The organism is Rhizobium sp. CFBP 13644 (assembly GCF_014842165.1).
Classification (GTDB): Bacteria; Pseudomonadota; Alphaproteobacteria; order Rhizobiales; family Rhizobiaceae; genus Agrobacterium; species Agrobacterium tumefaciens_C.
The window spans coordinates 462,838-480,023 of record NZ_JACYVF010000002.1 but is presented as its reverse complement, the minus strand read 5'-3'; the positions used below and the strand labels follow the sequence as shown (position 1 = coordinate 480,023).

16 protein-coding genes are annotated in these 17,186 nt (G+C 59.1%); 10 read left to right on the top strand and 6 right to left on the bottom strand.

The window, feature by feature from the left end:
* Positions 1-14: 14 nt before the first annotated feature.
* On the bottom strand, positions 15-1,871 hold the full coding sequence (locus IFT53_RS07395) for an ABC transporter ATP-binding protein (protein WP_192064199.1): 1,857 nt from the start codon (positions 1,869-1,871) through the stop codon (positions 15-17).
* Between the two features lie 406 nt (positions 1,872-2,277).
* Here IFT53_RS07395 and IFT53_RS07390 point away from each other — a divergent pair, with 406 nt between their 5' ends.
* Both IFT53_RS07390 and IFT53_RS07385 read left to right on the top strand, forming a co-directional pair.
* A complete protein-coding gene (locus IFT53_RS07390) occupies positions 2,278-2,739 on the top strand; it encodes a tRNA (cytidine(34)-2'-O)-methyltransferase (RefSeq protein ID WP_192064200.1) in 462 nt (153 codons plus the stop codon).
* Positions 2,740-2,933: 194 nt separating this feature from the next.
* The gene (locus IFT53_RS07385; protein WP_192064201.1) at positions 2,934-4,589 is read left to right on the top strand and encodes a Na/Pi cotransporter family protein; all 1,656 of its coding nucleotides are present in this window, start codon (positions 2,934-2,936) and stop codon (positions 4,587-4,589) included.
* Here IFT53_RS07385 and IFT53_RS07380 read toward each other — a convergent pair.
* Positions 4,586-4,864, bottom strand: coding sequence for a hypothetical protein (locus tag IFT53_RS07380; protein WP_192064202.1), 279 nt, complete (start codon positions 4,862-4,864; stop codon positions 4,586-4,588). The genes IFT53_RS07385 and IFT53_RS07380 overlap by 4 nt on opposite strands.
* 122 nt (positions 4,865-4,986) lie before the next feature.
* Here IFT53_RS07380 and hemF point away from each other — a divergent pair, with 122 nt between their 5' ends.
* From hemF to IFT53_RS07365, 3 genes are all read left to right on the top strand, one after another.
* Positions 4,987-5,898, top strand: a complete 912-nt coding sequence (gene hemF / locus IFT53_RS07375) for an oxygen-dependent coproporphyrinogen oxidase (protein ID WP_192064203.1) — start codon at positions 4,987-4,989, stop codon at positions 5,896-5,898.
* 119 nt (positions 5,899-6,017) lie between these two features.
* Entirely contained in the window at positions 6,018-6,287 is a 270-nt protein-coding gene (locus IFT53_RS07370; RefSeq protein ID WP_236727927.1) for a hypothetical protein, read from the top strand.
* Positions 6,288-6,386: 99 nt separating this feature from the next.
* Positions 6,387-6,575: a DUF1059 domain-containing protein gene (locus tag IFT53_RS07365; protein WP_042617326.1), complete on the top strand. Its 189-nt coding sequence runs from the start codon at positions 6,387-6,389 to the stop codon at positions 6,573-6,575.
* Here IFT53_RS07365 and IFT53_RS07360 read toward each other — a convergent pair.
* Genes IFT53_RS07360 through IFT53_RS07350 form a run of 3 tightly spaced genes read right to left on the bottom strand, consistent with a single transcriptional unit; the run spans position 6,566 to position 9,074 of the window.
* Positions 6,566-7,828, bottom strand: coding sequence for a CCA tRNA nucleotidyltransferase (locus tag IFT53_RS07360; protein ID WP_192064204.1), 1,263 nt, complete (start codon positions 7,826-7,828; stop codon positions 6,566-6,568). The two genes, IFT53_RS07365 and IFT53_RS07360, sit on opposite strands and share 10 nt — an antisense overlap.
* Positions 7,825-8,454, bottom strand: coding sequence for a CoA pyrophosphatase (locus IFT53_RS07355; protein ID WP_192064205.1), 630 nt, complete (start codon positions 8,452-8,454; stop codon positions 7,825-7,827). Before IFT53_RS07355 ends, IFT53_RS07360 begins: the two co-directional genes overlap by 4 nt.
* Entirely contained in the window at positions 8,451-9,074 is a 624-nt protein-coding gene (locus IFT53_RS07350; protein ID WP_192064206.1) for a DUF1285 domain-containing protein, read from the bottom strand. Before IFT53_RS07350 ends, IFT53_RS07355 begins: the two co-directional genes overlap by 4 nt.
* A gap of 180 nt (positions 9,075-9,254) precedes the next feature.
* Here IFT53_RS07350 and IFT53_RS07345 point away from each other — a divergent pair, with 180 nt between their 5' ends.
* The 5 genes from IFT53_RS07345 to IFT53_RS07325 are packed head-to-tail and all read left to right on the top strand — an operon-like array spanning position 9,255 to position 16,526.
* Positions 9,255-10,265, top strand: coding sequence for an AAA family ATPase (locus IFT53_RS07345; protein WP_042617330.1), 1,011 nt, complete (start codon positions 9,255-9,257; stop codon positions 10,263-10,265).
* A 25-nt stretch (positions 10,266-10,290) separates the two neighbouring features.
* Positions 10,291-11,211, top strand: a complete 921-nt coding sequence (locus tag IFT53_RS07340; protein ID WP_192064207.1) for a DUF58 domain-containing protein — start codon at positions 10,291-10,293, stop codon at positions 11,209-11,211.
* Positions 11,208-14,021, top strand: coding sequence for a DUF4159 domain-containing protein (locus IFT53_RS07335; RefSeq protein ID WP_192064208.1), 2,814 nt, complete (start codon positions 11,208-11,210; stop codon positions 14,019-14,021). The genes IFT53_RS07340 and IFT53_RS07335 overlap by 4 nt, the downstream gene beginning before the upstream one ends.
* Before the next feature lies 1 nt (position 14,022).
* Complete coding sequence (locus tag IFT53_RS07330) at positions 14,023-16,104, top strand: hypothetical protein (protein ID WP_192064209.1); 2,082 nt, start codon at positions 14,023-14,025, stop codon at positions 16,102-16,104.
* Positions 16,101-16,526: a GNAT family N-acetyltransferase gene (locus IFT53_RS07325; RefSeq protein ID WP_192064210.1), complete on the top strand. Its 426-nt coding sequence runs from the start codon at positions 16,101-16,103 to the stop codon at positions 16,524-16,526. The genes IFT53_RS07330 and IFT53_RS07325 overlap by 4 nt, the downstream gene beginning before the upstream one ends.
* Before the next feature lie 5 nt (positions 16,527-16,531).
* Here the strand turns inward: IFT53_RS07325 and IFT53_RS07320 are convergent, their stop codons facing one another.
* Entirely contained in the window at positions 16,532-17,098 is a 567-nt protein-coding gene (locus IFT53_RS07320) for a GNAT family N-acetyltransferase (protein WP_192064211.1), read from the bottom strand.
* Positions 17,099-17,186 lie beyond the last annotated feature (88 nt).

The following is a 17,186-nucleotide window of genomic DNA, read 5'->3' as shown; positions in this document are numbered from 1 at the left end:
TTTAGAGGCCTAACCTACTCCCCTGCCGCCTTCATGTCGGGTTCCTCGTCAGCGATGAAGCCACCGGACTGGCGCAGCCACAGGTCGGCATAAATGCCGCCATGCTGCACAAGCTCGGCATGGGTTCCAGCCTCAACGATCTTGCCCGCGTCAAGAACGATTACGCGGTCCATTTCTGTCAGCGTTGACAGGCGGTGCGCGATGGCGATGACGGTCTTGCCTTCCATCAGGGCAAACAGGTTTTCCTGAATTGCCGCTTCGACCTCCGAATCCAGCGCAGACGTTGCTTCATCGAGAATGAGGATCGGCGCGTTTTTCAGGAACACGCGGGCAATCGAGATGCGCTGGCGCTGGCCACCGGACAGTTTCACGCCGCGCTCGCCAACCTGCGCATCGAGCCCCTGGCGACCGTGCATATCGACAAGCGTTTCGATGAAGTCCCACGCATTGGCGCGCTTTGCCGCTGCAATGATCTCCTCATCCGAGGCGCCGGGATGACCATAGGCAATGTTCTCACGGATGGTGCGGTGGAGCAGCGATGTATCCTGCGTCACAACGCCAATCAGCGCACGCAAGCTATCCTGCGAGACGGTGGAAATATCCTGCCCGTCGATGAGGATCTTGCCCGATTCGAGATCGTAGAAGCGCAGCAAAAGGTTCATCAGCGTTGTCTTGCCAGCGCCGGAACGGCCAACAAGCCCAACCTTTTCGCCGGGCTTGATATCCAGAGACAGGCCTTCAATCACACCCTTGTTCTTGCCGTAGTGGAAGCGGATGTTGTCGAAATGGATTTCGCCCTTTGATGCAGACAACACAGGCGCATCGGCCTCATCAACGATATCGTGCGGCTTGGACATCATGCTCATGCCGTCATAGACCGTGCCGATATTTTCAAACAGCGATGTGACTTCCCACATGATCCACTGCGACATGCCGTTGACGCGCATGGAAAGACCGATGGCAACCGCCAGCGCACCGACAGTGACCGAGCCGGTCAGCCAGAAATACAGGCCAAGCGAAGTCGTTGAGAACATGACAAAGGCATTGTTGATATCGATGGCGATGTTGAAGGCCGAAATCTTGCGCATCTGCCGGTGGACGGTGCCCAGGAACATGTCCATGCCTTCGCGGGCATAGACCTCCTCGCGGCCAGCATGTGAGAACAGCTTGATGGTTGCGATGTTGGTGTAGCTATCCACGATGCGGCCTGTCATCAGGGATCGCGCATCGGCCTGCTCACTGGACAGACGTCCCAGTTTGGGCACGAAGTAGGTCAGGATGGAGATGTAGATCGCCAGCCACACGACAAGCGGTATGACCAGACGCCAATCCGCAGCCGCCACCATGAACAGCATGGAGATGACGAAGCTGATCGCATAGACGAAAACGTCGATGATCTTCAACGCCACTTCGCGAATGGAGAGCGCCGTCTGCATGACCTTGGTGGAAACGCGGCCCGCAAACTCATTGGCGAAAAACGTCATGGAATGGCGCAGCAGAAAGCGGTGCATGTGCCAGCGGGCAATCATGCCGAAGTTTCCAGCCAGCGTCTGGTGCATCGTCATGGTGTGGATCGAACCCATCAGCGGCAGCGCGACCAGCACAATGGCCGCCATGACGACCAGATGCCAGCCTTCATCCTGAAGAAACGTCTCGCGGTTGGCCGTCGACAGCCAATCAACGATATTGCCAAGGAACTGATAGAGCATCACTTCGGCAATCGCGATCCCCATAGACATCAAGCCTAAGAGCAGCAACCACGGTGCGGCGGGTTTGACGTAATGCCACATGAACGGCAAAAGCTTAGCCGGTGGCACCACGGGCGTGGAAGCGGGAAATGGATTTAGGCGTTTTTCAAACCAGCCGAACATGGCCAAGCTCCGGACATAAACAACCCGATGAAACGGCGCAGGGAGCTGAGATGCTCGCAGCCACAACGGGAATACAATGGAATATGGCCGCAACAGCCACATGACGGGATTTTGAGAGATGCGGATGGACCGCTGAAAACACCTAGGCCTGCAGAGGCGCTACAAAGGCCGGAAGGCGATGTCGAACAATTTTATCCATCTGAACCTCCATGGCTGGTGTTGAAGTTGCGCATCTGTAGCTCAAAAAATAAGCATTGACCAGCACCAAACCACCACAAGTTTCAACAGGGTTGAGCCGTAACACGCGATTGCGACCGAACGACAACAGATTGGCTAGGCGCGGTTCCTTGTTTCTGCATTCCGGACCATGATAAGTCGCTTGAAGCCCTTCAGGAAAGACATCAGCATGCCCGATATCAGGATCGCCCTTTACCAACCGGATATTCCCGGCAACACCGGCACCATTTTGAGGCTGGCCGCTTGCCTCGGCATCGGCGTTGATATTATCGAGCCAGCCGGATTTGATATTTCAGACCGCAACCTGAAACGCGCAGGCATGGATTATCTCTCCACGGCGTCACTGACGCGTCATGTCAACTGGGAGCGCTTTGAAGAGTGGCGCGCAACCACCGGCCGCCGGCTGCTTCTGGCCTCCACCAAGGCGGCATTGCCCTATGTGAACGTTGAATACCGGGCCGATGACATACTGCTGCTTGGCCGTGAAAGCGCCGGCGTTCCCGATCACGTCCACGACAAGGCCGATATGCGGCTGATCATTCCGATGGTGGAAGGGCAGCGCTCCATTAACGTTGCCATGTCGGCTGCGATGATCACTGGGGAGGCTTTACGACAGACGGCCTGGCGATAGGTCCATCGCCATTTCGCGTCTAAATGTCGTAATCAGCCCTGTACGGCAGGGTATTTCAGGCCTATATTCATTAGCCAACGAAAGAGTCCTACCTCCGAAAACTTTCCGCGCAGCATGTCGTCCGAAGGCTAGAACGGTTTCGGGCAAGGAAAGGTATTCACGATAGAAGACTGACGGACGGAGGGCGACCAAGCATGCAATCCACCATCATCATCGTCAACCTGCTCGGCGCGGTTTCACTTCTGCTGTTCGGCCTTGCTCAGGTGAAGGACGGCGTTACACGGGCCTTTGGTGTCAAGTTGCGCATCGTGCTCGCAACCGGCACAAAAAGCGGACCGCGCTCGATGCTGTCAGGCTTTCTCGCCACCATCGCCTTGCAGAGTTCCACAGCCACGGCTCTAACCGTCGCATCCTTTGCGGAGCGAGACCTCATTCGCCCGCGCATGGCGCAGGTGGTTCTTCTCGGTGCTAATATCGGCACCGCCGTCACCGCCTGGATATTTGCGACTGGCGTGGCATGGCTGTCGCCCATGCTCATCCTGTCTGGCATCATTGTGCGCAGGGGAACATCGAGCGCACGGCAAGGCGGCGGCACGGCGCTGGTGGGCGTTGGCCTGATGCTGCTTTCGCTGCACCTGTTGAGTGCCGCGACCGAACCAATGCGCGATTCTCCAGCACTCGGCGCATTCATCGGCCTTCTGGATGATGCCTGGCCGGTCGCCCTTCTTCTCTCCGCAACGCTTGCCTTCGTGTCATCCTCCAGCCTTGCGGTCGTCGTGTTGATCCTCTCGCTGGCATCCGCAGACATTCTCTCCACCGCGCTGATCATCGTTCTCATTCTCGGCGCCAATATCGGTGGCGCCATCCCGCCTGTCATCGCCACCCTCTCCGCCCCGGCATCGGCCCGGCGGATCACCCTCGGCAATCTTTTCGTGCGCACCGTGGGCTGCCTCGTCGCGTTGCCGCTCGCGGGCTATGGAGCGACATTGCTGCAACAGCTTCCGCTTTCACAAGACATGCTGCCGGTGGACGCCCATCTGATCTTCAATCTGGCACTCGCAGCCATTGCCTGGCCGTTTTCAGGCCTGATCTCGGACATCATGGCGAAGATGGTGCCGGATGACGCGAAAGCCGAGGAAGGCCAGCGTTTTCTCGATGCCAGCGCGCTGGATACGCCCGTCGTGGCGCTTGCCAATGCAACACGCGAAGTGCTGGTCGTGGGCGACACCATCGAACGCATGCTGATCCGCGCTGAAAACGCGTTCAAGCACAACGACCTTGCCCCCTTGGCCGAAATCGCCGCGCTGGAAACCAAGGTCGACATGTTGCAGCAGGATGTGAAGATCTATCTGTCTCAGCTGGGCCGCAAAGGGCTGGACGAAGACGCCGCCCGCCGCTCGATCACCATCATCGATTACGCCATCAACCTCGAACATATTGGCGATATCGTCGAAAAGGGCCTGTGTGAGCAGATCCGCAAGAAAATCGTCAATGGCTTCAAATTTTCCAATGAAGGCTATGACGAGCTGAAAACACTGTTCGACATGACCATCGAGAACCTGCGCGCCGCCCAGAGCGTTTTCGTGACCGGCGATTTCGATCTCGCCCGCCATCTGATGGAAATCAAGGTCGATATCAGACGGTTGGAAAAGCGGTCATCCAGCCGCCATCTGGAGCGCCTTCGCGACGGGCTGACGCAGAGCCTGCAAACCAGTTCGCTGCATCTGGACATCCTGCGCGATCTCAAGCGCGTTAACGCCCACATCGTTTCCGTGGCGCATCCCATTCTGGACCAGGGCGGCGTGTTGGGCGAAAGCAGGCTCCGGGCGGTTGACAGCCGTAAAAGCTAATCTGCCGAAGGGAGGCGGCGCATGGTGAACTCTATGCGGTCGCCATCCAGCGGACGCCAGCTTTCCACTTCGGTCCAATAGGCGGCCTTGGGATATTCATCGAACCACTCCTTTGCCTTGGCACGCGCCTCTTCGCGGGCAAGGCAGAAGGTCTGGCGAACGAACATGCCTTGTCTGTCATTCTTGCGGCCACCGGCAGCGGCGCGATCCTGCCTGTGGGCATCGATCCTGCGCTTCAAGCCATCCAGCGGCGGCGGGCCGGTAAATTTCGCCATGACACAACCTCTCTGTTCAAAAGATAGTGTGAAGCACGGGACTTGGCGAGTCGAATTTGTATCGTTGCTGCACGACTGCTAAACCGGGCCAATTGCAATGATTCGACGCTTAGGAGATCGATATGGAACGGCCGGTTTTGCCAAAGGGCTTGCCTGACGACATCGAGGACAAGAAGGCACTTGCCAAGGCCTGGTTCGAGAGCCTGCGTGACACGATCGTGACCGCCTTCGAGACGATTGAAGACGAGCTGCAAGGCCCCCTCGCCGACCAGCCGCCAGGCCGTTTCGTGCAGAAGGAATGGCAGCGAGACAATGGCGAAGGCGGCGGCGGCAAGATGTCGATGATGGAAGGCCGCGTCTTTGAAAAGGTCGGCGTTCACACATCCACCGTTCATGGCGAGTTTTCGCAGGAATTCCGCAACCAGATACCCGGTGCGGAAGAAGACCCCCGCTTCTGGGCATCCGGCATTTCGCTGATTGCCCACCCGGTCAATCCCAACGTGCCTGCCGTTCATATGAACACGCGCATGGTCGTGACCTCCAGCCACTGGTTTGGCGGCGGCGCGGACCTGACGCCGGTTCTGGACCGACGCCGCACGCAGGAAGACAATGACAGCCAGATCTTCCACCGCGTGTTCGAAATCACCTGCAATCGCCACGCCGTGGCGGATTATCCGCGCTACAAGCAATGGTGCGATGAGTACTTCCATCTCAAGCACCGCAACGAGCCACGCGGCATCGGCGGTATCTTCTTCGATTGGCTCCACCCGGAAGAAGGAAAGGGCGATTGGAACGACAATTTCGCCTTCGTGCAGGATGTCGGCCGCGCCTTCAATCTGGTCTATCCGAAGATCGTGCGCAGCAATTTCAACCTGCCGTGGACGGAAGAAGACCGCGATGAACAACTGATTCGCCGTGGCCGCTACGTGGAATTCAACCTTCTTTACGACCGTGGAACGATTTTCGGCCTGAAAACCGGCGGCAATGTCGACTCAATTCTGTCGTCGCTGCCTCCCGTGGTGCGCTGGCCTTGACAGATCACAAAAAAATTCCCTTTTGTTACAGGGTTAGGCAGTGAATAAGAAATTTAGCTCTTATTAAGATTTGAAGGCAGTGATACGCTTCCAGTTGTAGATGGACTGGAGGAGATATCATGATGATTACTTCAAACAGCATGCCCATATCTGGCCTTGGCAATAGCCAATCCCAGGCTCTACCAACTCCAGAATTGATCAACCGGCTAGCCTTGGAGATGAGGGCGGTCGGCGACAGAGATTTGCCGCTTTCCTTTTATGCAGAGCAGGTCAAGCGCAGGCTTGCGAACAATGCTGCGGCCAATGATGACGGCGTTGTGCCGTCGCGTGCACCGGCTGCAGCCACATCATCCGTATTCCACTGCTGGGCACTTCGAGACACGATCTGACACGGAACCTTCTATCTTGCCGACCCGTTTGCTGATGCGGAGGGCAGAACCTTCCAAGCGAAAGTTCCGCCCTGACGCTTCTCATAAGGGAGGCCTATGATGAGACTTTATGAATGCGGAACCCTGGTGCCGGGTTGTGAGTGGCACACACGTGCAGACGAAGACGCCGAAGTTGTGCGACGCGCAGTCGACCATATGCGCCAAGCCCACGGCGAAGACGTCATTCGAGAGAACATGGTCGAAAACATCAAGACGCGCATCCGCAATGAGGATCAGGTTCAGGCCTGATCCTTCACCGCTCCTTCCAGCCGGGCAGTCAAGGCTGCCCGGTCCAGTGAGAAGTTGAACTCGATCCACTTTTCCTCGAGCTGCCCAAGAATCTCGCCAACCTTCGGACCCGGCGCTACCCCGGCGGCCAACACATCCGCGCCGGTGAGCGGGAAAGTTGGGCGCACAAATTTCTGCGTGCGAGACAGCAACGCCGAGAGACGCGCAATCTTCTGCATGGCTCCCTCGCCTACGGAGATATCTGCGCGTGCTGCGGCGAGCGAAAGCATCAGGCGCATAGTTATTCCCTCAACACCGGTGCGATACAGCAGGCGATCAAAAGCGGCATCGGTGATAGCAGTATCGATAACAGGCGCAGACGCCCACTGCTTGAGGCGCTTCGCTTCAGCGTTGGACAGGCGAAGCCGTGAAGCCATAGTCGCGACGCGCTCCGCATCCACAGGCACAATGGCTGCAAGGCGCACCAGCGCATCCGGCGTCCACCCCAGCGCCTGCTCAGCGGCTACAAGACCATGGATGGCATCGATGCCCCATTTCTCCGTTTCCGGCAAAACCTGAGAAAGCACACCGGATTGGCGCATCCACAGAAGTGCCCGGGATGGATCGGTGGCCGAGAGGAGCTTTTTCATTTCGCTCCACACGCGCTCGGCAGAGAGTGTGGACATCTTGTCCTTGGCGCGCGCGCTGGCCCGCAGCCCATCCGCATCGGGACGACCGGAACCGTAATGGGCGAAGAAGCGGAAAAACCGCAAAACCCGCAAATAGTCTTCGGCAATGCGCGTATCTGCATCACCAATGAAACGAACATTGCGCGTTTCGATATCAGCCAGCCCGCCGACAAGATCGATCACCTCGCCGGAGGCGTCGGCATAGAGCGCGTTGATCGTCAGGTCGCGGCGCTGCGCATCCTCGTTCCAGTCGGTGCCGAAAACGACCTGCGCATGGCGGCCATCGGTTTCCACATCACGGCGCAGGGTCGTGACTTCAAAGCCTTCGCCATCCAGAACGAGCGTAACCGTGCCATGCTCGATGCCGGTTGGCACGGCTTTGATGCCCGCACTTTGCGCCCGCTCCACCACATCCTGAGGCGGAAGCGTCGTCGCCATGTCGATATCTGCCACCGGCATGCCCATCAGGGCATTGCGAACAGCACCGCCGACGATGCGCGCCTCACCACCATCGGCATTCAAAAGCGCCAGAATCCGCTGGAGACCTGGTTTCAAGAACCAGTCCTGTCCGGCAACGTTGCTCATGAATAGAACCTTTCATAGATGCGGCGTACAATGCCCGCCGTAATGCCCCAAATGTGACGCTCGCCATAGGGCATTTCGTAGAAAAACCGCTCCTTCCCCTGAAAGATGCGGCTTGCCTGCCTGTGGTTTGTCGGTTGCATCAGAAATGATAGCGGAACCTCGAAAACCTCTGCTACTTCGGTCGGGTTCGGCGTGAGGTCAAAACCCGGTTTGACCACTGCGAGCACCGGCTTGATGCGGAAACCCGTTCCGGAAAAATAATCGGGCAAGCGCCCTACCGTTTCGATGAAACTCCGATCCAGCCCGATTTCTTCTTCCGTTTCCCGCAGGGCAGCATCCTCAGGAGAACGGTCATCCGGATCTATGCCACCGCCGGGAAAGGAAATCTGGCCGGAATGTTTGCGAAGCGTTGAGGTGCGCTGGGTGAAGATGACCCGCGCGTCGCGACCATAGTCCACGATCGGCACCAGAACCGCCGCATCTTTCAGCGTGATACCATCGCCGAAAAGGCGCGCATCGGGGTTGAGAATATGGTCGCCATCTTCACGCTCGGCCACGCCTTCTCCATCGGACAGCACACGCTGGCGGAAGTCACCGGCCGAAAAGTCCATCACATCGACGCTCATCTTGAAAGCGCATCCAGCTCATCGGCAGGCATGATGGCAAAAACCTCCCCGCCGGACCTTACGGCAAACATCTCTTTTCCTTCAATTTCAATGACCTCGCCTAATTCTACGAGATCATACATGACCGCCCGTGAAACGAGGGCATCGAGCCGACCCCGCACCCGAAGATAAGGCTTCAACGCCTTGTTTTCACCGCTCAATTCAAACCGCAACGGATTTTGCGGGCCAACTTCCACCACATCACCCACATTGGTGCGAAATGTCAGCATCTGCACGCCGTCTTTTTCGGCCACATTCATCTCCACCGCCAGAAAGGGGGCATCAACGACACGGATGCCCACTTTTTCCACAGGTGTTACGAGATAGGTTTGGCCGTCCTCATCCCTGCGCAAAACCGTGGAAAACAACCGCACCAAGGGGGCGCGGCCAATGGGCGTGCCCATGTAGAACCATGTGCCATCCGCCCGGATTTCCATGTCCAGATCCCCGCAAAAAGGCGGATCCCAGCGCTCGACGGGTGCCGGGCCACGGGATTTGTCGCCGCTCTGTTCAGCGGCATGGGAAATCATCGCGGCGAGGCCCGCTGCGTCTTTCGCCGAATTTATCGTCTCATCCGCCATATTCGAGCCCTGCTTTGTCACCTATTGATGTGGTCGCTTGATGGTAACGAGATAGTCATTCAAAGGATGCTTGTCAGCGGGCAGTATGGCAATAAGCTATAGGCAGCGCGAAATCAGTCCTGTATGCGATGAGTGACCGGTTTGGAACGAAGGCTGCGGCTTAAGTTTGAGGAGAGCGATATGGGAATGATCAACACCAGCGAAACCCTCGACGAGAAAGCGATCATCGCCGCTGCCGAAACAGCGCTGTCGGATATCGCGGCAGTCAGGGCCGAAGTCTCCAAGGTTATTTTCGGGCAGGAAAAGGTCGTGCAGAATGTGTTGCTGGCCGTTCTCTCCGGTGGCCACGCGCTTCTGGTCGGCGTGCCCGGCCTTGCCAAGACAAAGCTTGTGACGACGCTCGGCACCGTTCTCGGTCTGGATGCCAACCGCATTCAATTTACGCCCGATCTCATGCCGTCAGACATTCTCGGTTCGGAAGTCATGGATCAGGATGAGAGCGGCCGCCGCTCTTTCCGCTTTATCAAGGGCCCGATTTTCGGCCAGCTTTTGATGGCCGACGAAATCAACCGCGCCAGCCCGCGCACCCAATCCGCACTGCTGCAGGCCATGCAGGAATATCACATCACCGTGGCAGGTGAACGCTATGACCTGCCAAAGCCCTTCCATGTTCTGGCCACGCAAAACCCGCTGGAGCAGGAAGGCACCTATCCTCTGCCGGAAGCCCAGCTCGACCGATTTCTGTTGCAGGTGGATGTGGATTATCCTGATCTCGCCGCCGAACGTCAGATCCTGCTCGACACGACGGGCACCGCCTCCGGCGAAGCGCGCCGCGTGATCGAAGCCGATCGCCTCATTGAAATTCAGACCCTCATTCGCCAGATGCCGGTCAGCGACACGGTGGTGGATGCCATTCTGGCGCTGGTGCGCTCGGCGCGTCCCGGCCATGGCAATGCCTTGACGGATAAGAACGTGGCTTGGGGACCCGGCCCGCGCGCCGGTCAGTCGCTGATGCTGACGGCCAGAGCCCGCGCGCTTTATGAAGGCCGCCTTGCACCTTCGCTGGATGATATCTACGCGCTGGCTGAGCCGGTTCTTGAACACCGCATGGCGCTGACATTTGCCGCCCGTGCCGAAGGCATGTCGGTTCGTGATGTGATTGCAAGCCTTGTGGAACAAGCAAAACACTGACCACCCGGTCGGATTAGGAGTGCATGTGGCATCCATCGGCCAGATCGTAGAGCAGACGCATGGCAGCGACGTTCTTGCCCGTGCGCGCCAACGCGCCGCACTAGTACCCGACTGCATGGTGGAAGCCAAGCGCATTGCAAACACGGTAACCGCGGGTTGGCATGGTCGCCGCAAACGCGGTATCGGCGAAAATTTCTGGCAATTCCGGCCCTATGCAGAGGGCGAAAGCCTTTCGCGCATCGATTGGCGCCGTTCGGCACGCGATGACCATACCTATGTCCGCGACCGGGAATGGGAAGCGGCCCACACCATCTGGCTCTGGGCGGACCTTTCGCCATCGATGATGTTCAAGTCCACGCTGGGCAGCGTTTCCAAGGAAAGCCGCGCACTGGTGCTGATGCTGGCGCTGGCGGAAATTCTCGCTCGCTCGGGAGAGCGCATCGGTTGTCCCGGCATTATGGAACCGATCTCCGCCCGCAATGCCGCAGAACGCCTCGCAACAGCCATCATGCACGCGCCCGCCACGACAGGATTGCCGGATACGGCGATGATCCGTGGCTCCAGCGATCTGGTCGTGATCGGGGATTTTCTGGATGATGCAACTGCTGTCATGGAGCGCCTTTCGCCGCTTGCACGGCGCGGCATGCGCGGCCATGTGGTGGAAATTGCCGACCCCGCAGAGGAGATCTTTCCCTATAGCGGGCGCACAGAATTTTCCGATCCCGAAACCGGCGAAAAGCTGACCTCCGGTCGTGCCGAAACCATTCGTGACGATTACACACGCGCCTATCTCGCGCGGCGTGATGCCTTGTCGTCCTCACTTCGTCGTCTGGGGTGGAATTTCGTGTTTCACCGCACGGATCATCTGGCATCAGAAGCGCTTGTTGCCATGCACATGTATCTCTCGGGCGCGCCCTCCACGGCCAAGACCGGAGGCCGGACATGAGCGCCCTGCCCTTCGTTTTCACCAGCCCCTATATTCTCATCGGCCTTCTGGCGCTGCCCGCCATATGGTGGCTGCTACGGCTGACACCGCCGCGCCCGAAGGCAGAGGTGTTTCCGCCGCTTCGCATTCTGGCAAGCGTGCTGAAACGGGAGGAAACGCCGTCTAAAAGCCCGTGGTGGCTGACATTGCTGCGCATGTTGCTGGCCGCCTCCGTTATTTTCGCGCTGGCAGACCCGGTCATCAATCCGCGCAACAACACGCTGGCAGGTGATGGTCCGCTGGTGCTGGTCATGGACAATGGCTGGGCCTCTGCACCAGATTGGGACCGGCGCGTGCGCACCGCAGAAGCCCTGATTGGGGATGCTGAGCGAGCCGAACGTCCTGTTTCCATCACCTTCACGGCAGACCGCGATAACGATTCCGAACCCGGAACATCGGCGGGAGCGCTTGAAAAACTGGCGGCAGCCAGACCGCAGCCTCTGGTGCCAGACAGAGTACGCGCCGCGCAAGCCGTGAACGAAGCCATGAATGGCACGACACCCGGCACCCTCGCCTACATCACCGATGGGGTCGCAACACCCGATGACCAGACCGCACTTGCCGATCTTGCCAGCATCAATCCAGCCGAATTTCGCGTGGTCGAAGGTGATGGACAGGCTGTGACCGCCATTACCGGCGCAGAAAACGGTGCCGAAACCATGACCGTGTCGCTCTCGCGTCTTAAAACCGACGGCCCTGCCAACCTCACCGTCAACGCCCATGATAGCCAAGGCCGTATGCTCGCCAGCGACGACGCGACCTTTGCGCCCGGCGCGGCTGAAACAACGGCGGTTTTGAGCGCGCCCTTTGAACTGCGCAATGATTTTGCCCGCCTGTCGGTGGAGAGATTGTCGAGCGCAGGCTCTGTCCGTCTTCTGGATGATGGCTTTCGCCGCCGCCGCGTTGCCCTTCTGGCGGGGGAAACAGGCAATGACTTCCAGCCGCTTCTTCAGCCGCTGTTTTACATCAGCCGCGCCCTCCAGCCCTATGTCGATCTGGTGCCGCAACGACAGGCGGACCTTGCGGTGGCGATCCCCGAATTATTGCAATCCAGCCCATCGGTCATTGTCATGGCCGATATTGGTCGCTTGCCGCAGGAAACCTATGAACCCATCGGGCGCTGGCTCTCCCGTGGCGGCACGCTGATCCGGTTCGCGGGTCCGCGCCTTGCGGCAGCCCCTGCCGATGACCCGCTGGTGCCCGTCACACTGCGACAGGGTGAGCGCGCCCTGGGCGGCGCACTTTCCTGGGCGGAACCTCAGCCGCTGGCAGATTTCCCCAATTTCGGTCCCTTTGCAGGCATGCCGAAGGCCGATGGTGTTCTCATCAAGCGTCAGGTTCTGGCGGAGCCCACACCTGATCTTTCCGAGCGTACATGGGCAAGCCTTGCCGATGGCACACCGCTCGTAACAACCCGCAATGTCGATGCAGGCCGCATCGTGCTGTTCCATGTCAGCGCAGAAGCCAGTTGGTCGGATTTGCCGATTTCAGGTCATTTCGTGGAAATGCTGCGCCGTATCGTCCAATTGTCACAGGTTGGCGGCTCCTCGGCATCTGCCAATGCGCCCGCCGCCGCCTTGGCGCCTTACCGCATTTTGAACGCACAGGGCGCTTTGACGACGGAAATCGGGTCTGCCCGGCCGCTGGAAATCAAGGCTGGCCAGTCGCCTCGCGCCAGTTTCGACAACCCGCCGGGCCTTTACGGCACGGAAGCCGGTTTCGTTGCGCTCAACCTGTTGCCACAGGGCACGGTGCTGCGCCCCATCGACGCCTCGCTTGCCGGCATGGCAACCGTGCGCGAAGGTTTGGTGGGAGAAGAGGCAAGATCGCTGAGGCCTGCTCTGTTCATTGCGGCTCTCCTCATGCTCTTTGCCGATACGCTGATTGTTCTCTTCATGAACGGCGTATTTTCCCGCCTGCCACGCGCACGCGGCTCGGCTGCGGCCATCCTGCTCTTGCTCGGGTCAAGCCTTGCGGTCTTCTCGCCCGACATTGCTCGTGCCGACGACCCCAAACCCGGCGATGAAGCCATATTCGAGCGGCTTGATACCACTCATCTCGCCTATGTGCGAACAGGTGAAGATGACGTGGATCGCATCTCCGAACAGGGATTGCAGGGCCTGACGGAATTCATGACATGGCGCACCACGCTTGAGCCCGGCGCGCCGGTGGGGCTGGATATTTCCAAGGACGAGCTGTCCTTCTACCCCATCATCTACTGGCCGATTTCAGCCACAGCACCCATGCCATCCACCGCTGCCATCTCCCGCATCGATGCCTATATGCGCGCGGGCGGCACCGTTCTGTTTGATACGCGAGACCAGTTCTCATCGCTTGAGAATATGGGCGGCACCAGCGCTAATGGTCAGCGCCTTCAGGAAATTCTCGCCAATGTAGACATTCCGCCGCTGGAACCTGTGCCGACCGACCACGTGCTCACGCGCTCTTTCTATCTTTTGAACCACTTTCCGGGGCGCTACGCGCAAGGCCCATTGTGGGTGGAATCCCGGCAGGATGCGGCCAAAACGACGTCAGGCATATCCTCATCTGGCGATGGCGTGTCACCCATCATCATCACCGGCAATGATTTTGCCGGTGCCTGGGCTATCGATGCCAACGGCGCGCCGGTTCTGCCCACGGTGCCACCGGATGAAGTGCAGCGCGAACATGCGTTCCGAACCGGCGTGAACATCATGATGTATATGCTGACCGGCAACTACAAGGCCGATCAGGTCCACGTCCCTGACATCCTCCAGCGGTTGGGGCAATGATATGACACTGGCCTTTTCCCCCTTCCTGCCTTGGGTTCTGATTGCTGTGCTCGCCGCCGCAGCGTTTCTGCTGGCCATCATCGGCCTTTGGCGTGGCGTGCGCGGCGCATGGCTGCGTGGGCTGGCGCTCGCCGCATTGCTGCTGGCCATCTCCAACCCGCTTTTGAGCAATGAGGAACGCGAACCGCTTTCCACCATCGTTCCCGTCATCGTCGATCGTTCGCAAAGTCAGGACGTGCAGCAACGCCCGGAACAGACGGATCAGGCGCTTGCCGCCCTGCGCGAGCGTCTCGCCCGCTTCCCGCGCATCGAACCGCGCATTGTGGAAGTCACCAACGATGCCAACAGCGATTCACCAGCCACGAACCTGTTCTCGTCCTTTGCGGCTGCCATATCGGATGTGTCACCCACGCGCGTCGGCGGTGCGATTTTCCTGAGCGACGGCCAGATCCATGACATTCCAAACGTCACATCGGACATCGAGCAGACGCTGGGTGTGAAGGCCCCTGTCCACGGCCTCATCACCGGCCGCGCCAATGAATTCGACAGGCGCATCGAAGTGGTGCGCGCACCGCGCTTTGGCATCGTCAACGAACAGCAGGAACTGACGCTGCGAGTTTTCGATGATGGTCGCTCGCAAGGTGGCCAGGCAGATGTCACCATCAAGATGAACGGTCAGGAACTCGCCAGAATTCAGGCGACGCCCGGCCAGCCGGTGCCGTTCCAGTTCAAGGTTCCACGCGGCGGCAACAACGTCATGGAATTTTCCGTGGCCGAGCTTCCCGGTGAGGTGACGACCACCAACAACCGCGCCGTCCACGTCATCGAAGGTATCCGCCAGAACCTGCGCGTGCTGCTGGTATCCGGCGAACCCCATGCGGGCGAACGCGCATGGCGCAACCTGCTGAAATCGGACACATCGGTTGATCTGGTTCACTTCACCATTCTGCGCCCGCCGGAAAAGCAGGATGGAACGCCTATCAACGAGCTTTCGCTGATCGCCTTCCCCACACGCGAACTGTTTGTGGAAAAGATCGAGGATTTCGATCTCATCATCTTTGATCGCTACCAGCATCGCGGTGTGCTGCCGATCCTCTATTATGATTACATCGCCCAATATGTGGAAAAGGGCGGCGCGCTTTTGATTGCTGCAGGCCCTGAACATGCGGGCCAGGATTCCATTGCCATGACGCCGCTGGCCTCCGTTTTACCCGCGCAGCCCACCGGCGAGGTCCATCAATCCGCCTTTTACCCGCGCCTGTCTGAAGCAGGCAAGAAGCACCCCGTAACGCGAGGACTGGAAGGATCAGGCCAGGAGCCGCCGCAATGGGGCCGCTGGTTCCGCACTGTCGGCGTCGAGCAACCGCAGGGCCAGACCGTGATGCTGGGAGATGGGCAGGACCCGCTTCTCGTGCTGAACAGGCAGGGCGAAGGCCGTGTCGCCATGCTCCTCTCTGATCAGGGTTGGCTGTGGGCGCGTGGTTATGAAGGCGGCGGGCCGCATGTGGGGCTATACCGCCGCATCGCCCACTGGCTGATGAAGGAACCGGAACTTGAGGAAGAGGCGCTGACGGCGCGTGCCAATGGCCGCGCATTGGAAATCACGCGCCAGACCATTGGCGACAATCCCGGCAATGCCACCGTCAGGTTCCCCACCCGCAAGACAGAAACCATGGCATTCACCGAGGCAGAGCCCGGTCTCTACAAGATCGAGCGGCGCATGGATGAAACCGGCCTCTACGAAATCTCCAACGGCGAATTCACCACGCTTGTCCATGTCGGCGCTGTCGATGCGCCGGAATTCAAGGCGATGATCTCGACCACCGAGCCGTTGAAGCCATTGGTCGATGCCACGAAAGGCAGCATCCACCGCGTGGTCAATGATGACGGTCGTGTGGTGTTGCCAGAATTTCTGCCGGTTCGCGGAGACATTCGTGTTGCAGACAATGACCGCATGCTCATTCGCCTGACCGATGAAACGGTGCTGAAGGGCGTCAACACGCTGCCGCTCTTTGCCGGTTTTGCAGGCCTTGCGGCCCTGCTGATGGCATTTTCCGCACTCTGGTGGCGTGAAGGACGATGACGGAACCTCAGATCACCATCAGCGACGGGCCGGATAAGGAAAGCGAAGCCGCAATTCTGTCGGCTCTGAAAGCCTATAATGTAGAACGCTTTGGCCCGAGTGATTGGCGTGAGCTTGTCATTTCCCTGCGCAATGCGGAAGGCATCGTGACGGGGGGGCTCAGCGGCCATACGGCGCGTGGCTGGCTCTACACATCGCTCCTCTTCATCCCGGAAGAGATGAGAGGCCAGGGTCTTGGGCCGAAATTGCTAGCCATGGCAGAAGACGAAGCCCGCAAGCGCGGTTGCAGGGGTGCCTATATCGACACGATGAACCCGGATGCGCTGGCGATCTATCAGGCATGCGGCTATGAGATTTTTGGCCAGATCGAAGGTTTCACCGAAACGACGGCTCTGACCTACCTGAAGAAACCCCTGGCCTAGAAGCTTTAGCCGATCGCACGCAGTGGCGCGCCGTAGCCTTCTTCTTCAAGCTCCAAGGCAACGGTCGCGGCGCAACTCCGCCAGCCGATCTTGCCAACAAGCCGCTCATGCGTGTCGGCAGCCAGGGGCACGACAAGAACCCGGTTCATATCAACGGGACCTGGAAAATCGAGTGCACCATAGGCCACTTTTTCAAAGCCCAGCGGCATGTAGTACGGCGGATCACCGATGAGGATCACGGCTTCCGAACCCTTGCGCTTGGCCGCAGCGATGGCAATCCGCACCAGTTCGCGGCCGATGCCAAGATTTTTGTGGGAGGGCCGCACGGCCAGAGGCCCGAGCATATGGCCTTTGACATTACCGGCCAGAACCGGCGTCATGCGCACCGACGCAATCGTTTCGCCGTCATCGGCGCAGATATAGGAAATCGAGCGGTCATGCGCACCCTGCTCGCGAATGCGGGCGGCAGCGCGGGTGTGGCGGCCGGGCCCGAAGGCTTCTGCGTTGATCAGTTCGATGATGGCGTCATGGGACGCGTCTTCGGTGAGGTAGACAAGTTCGTGCTTGGACATGAAGGGACCGGAACGTTGGATACGGACATGACGATATGACGGCTGCGCCGGTTAAGGCGTTCGGCGGGTCAGCGTCGTCGGAGCATCC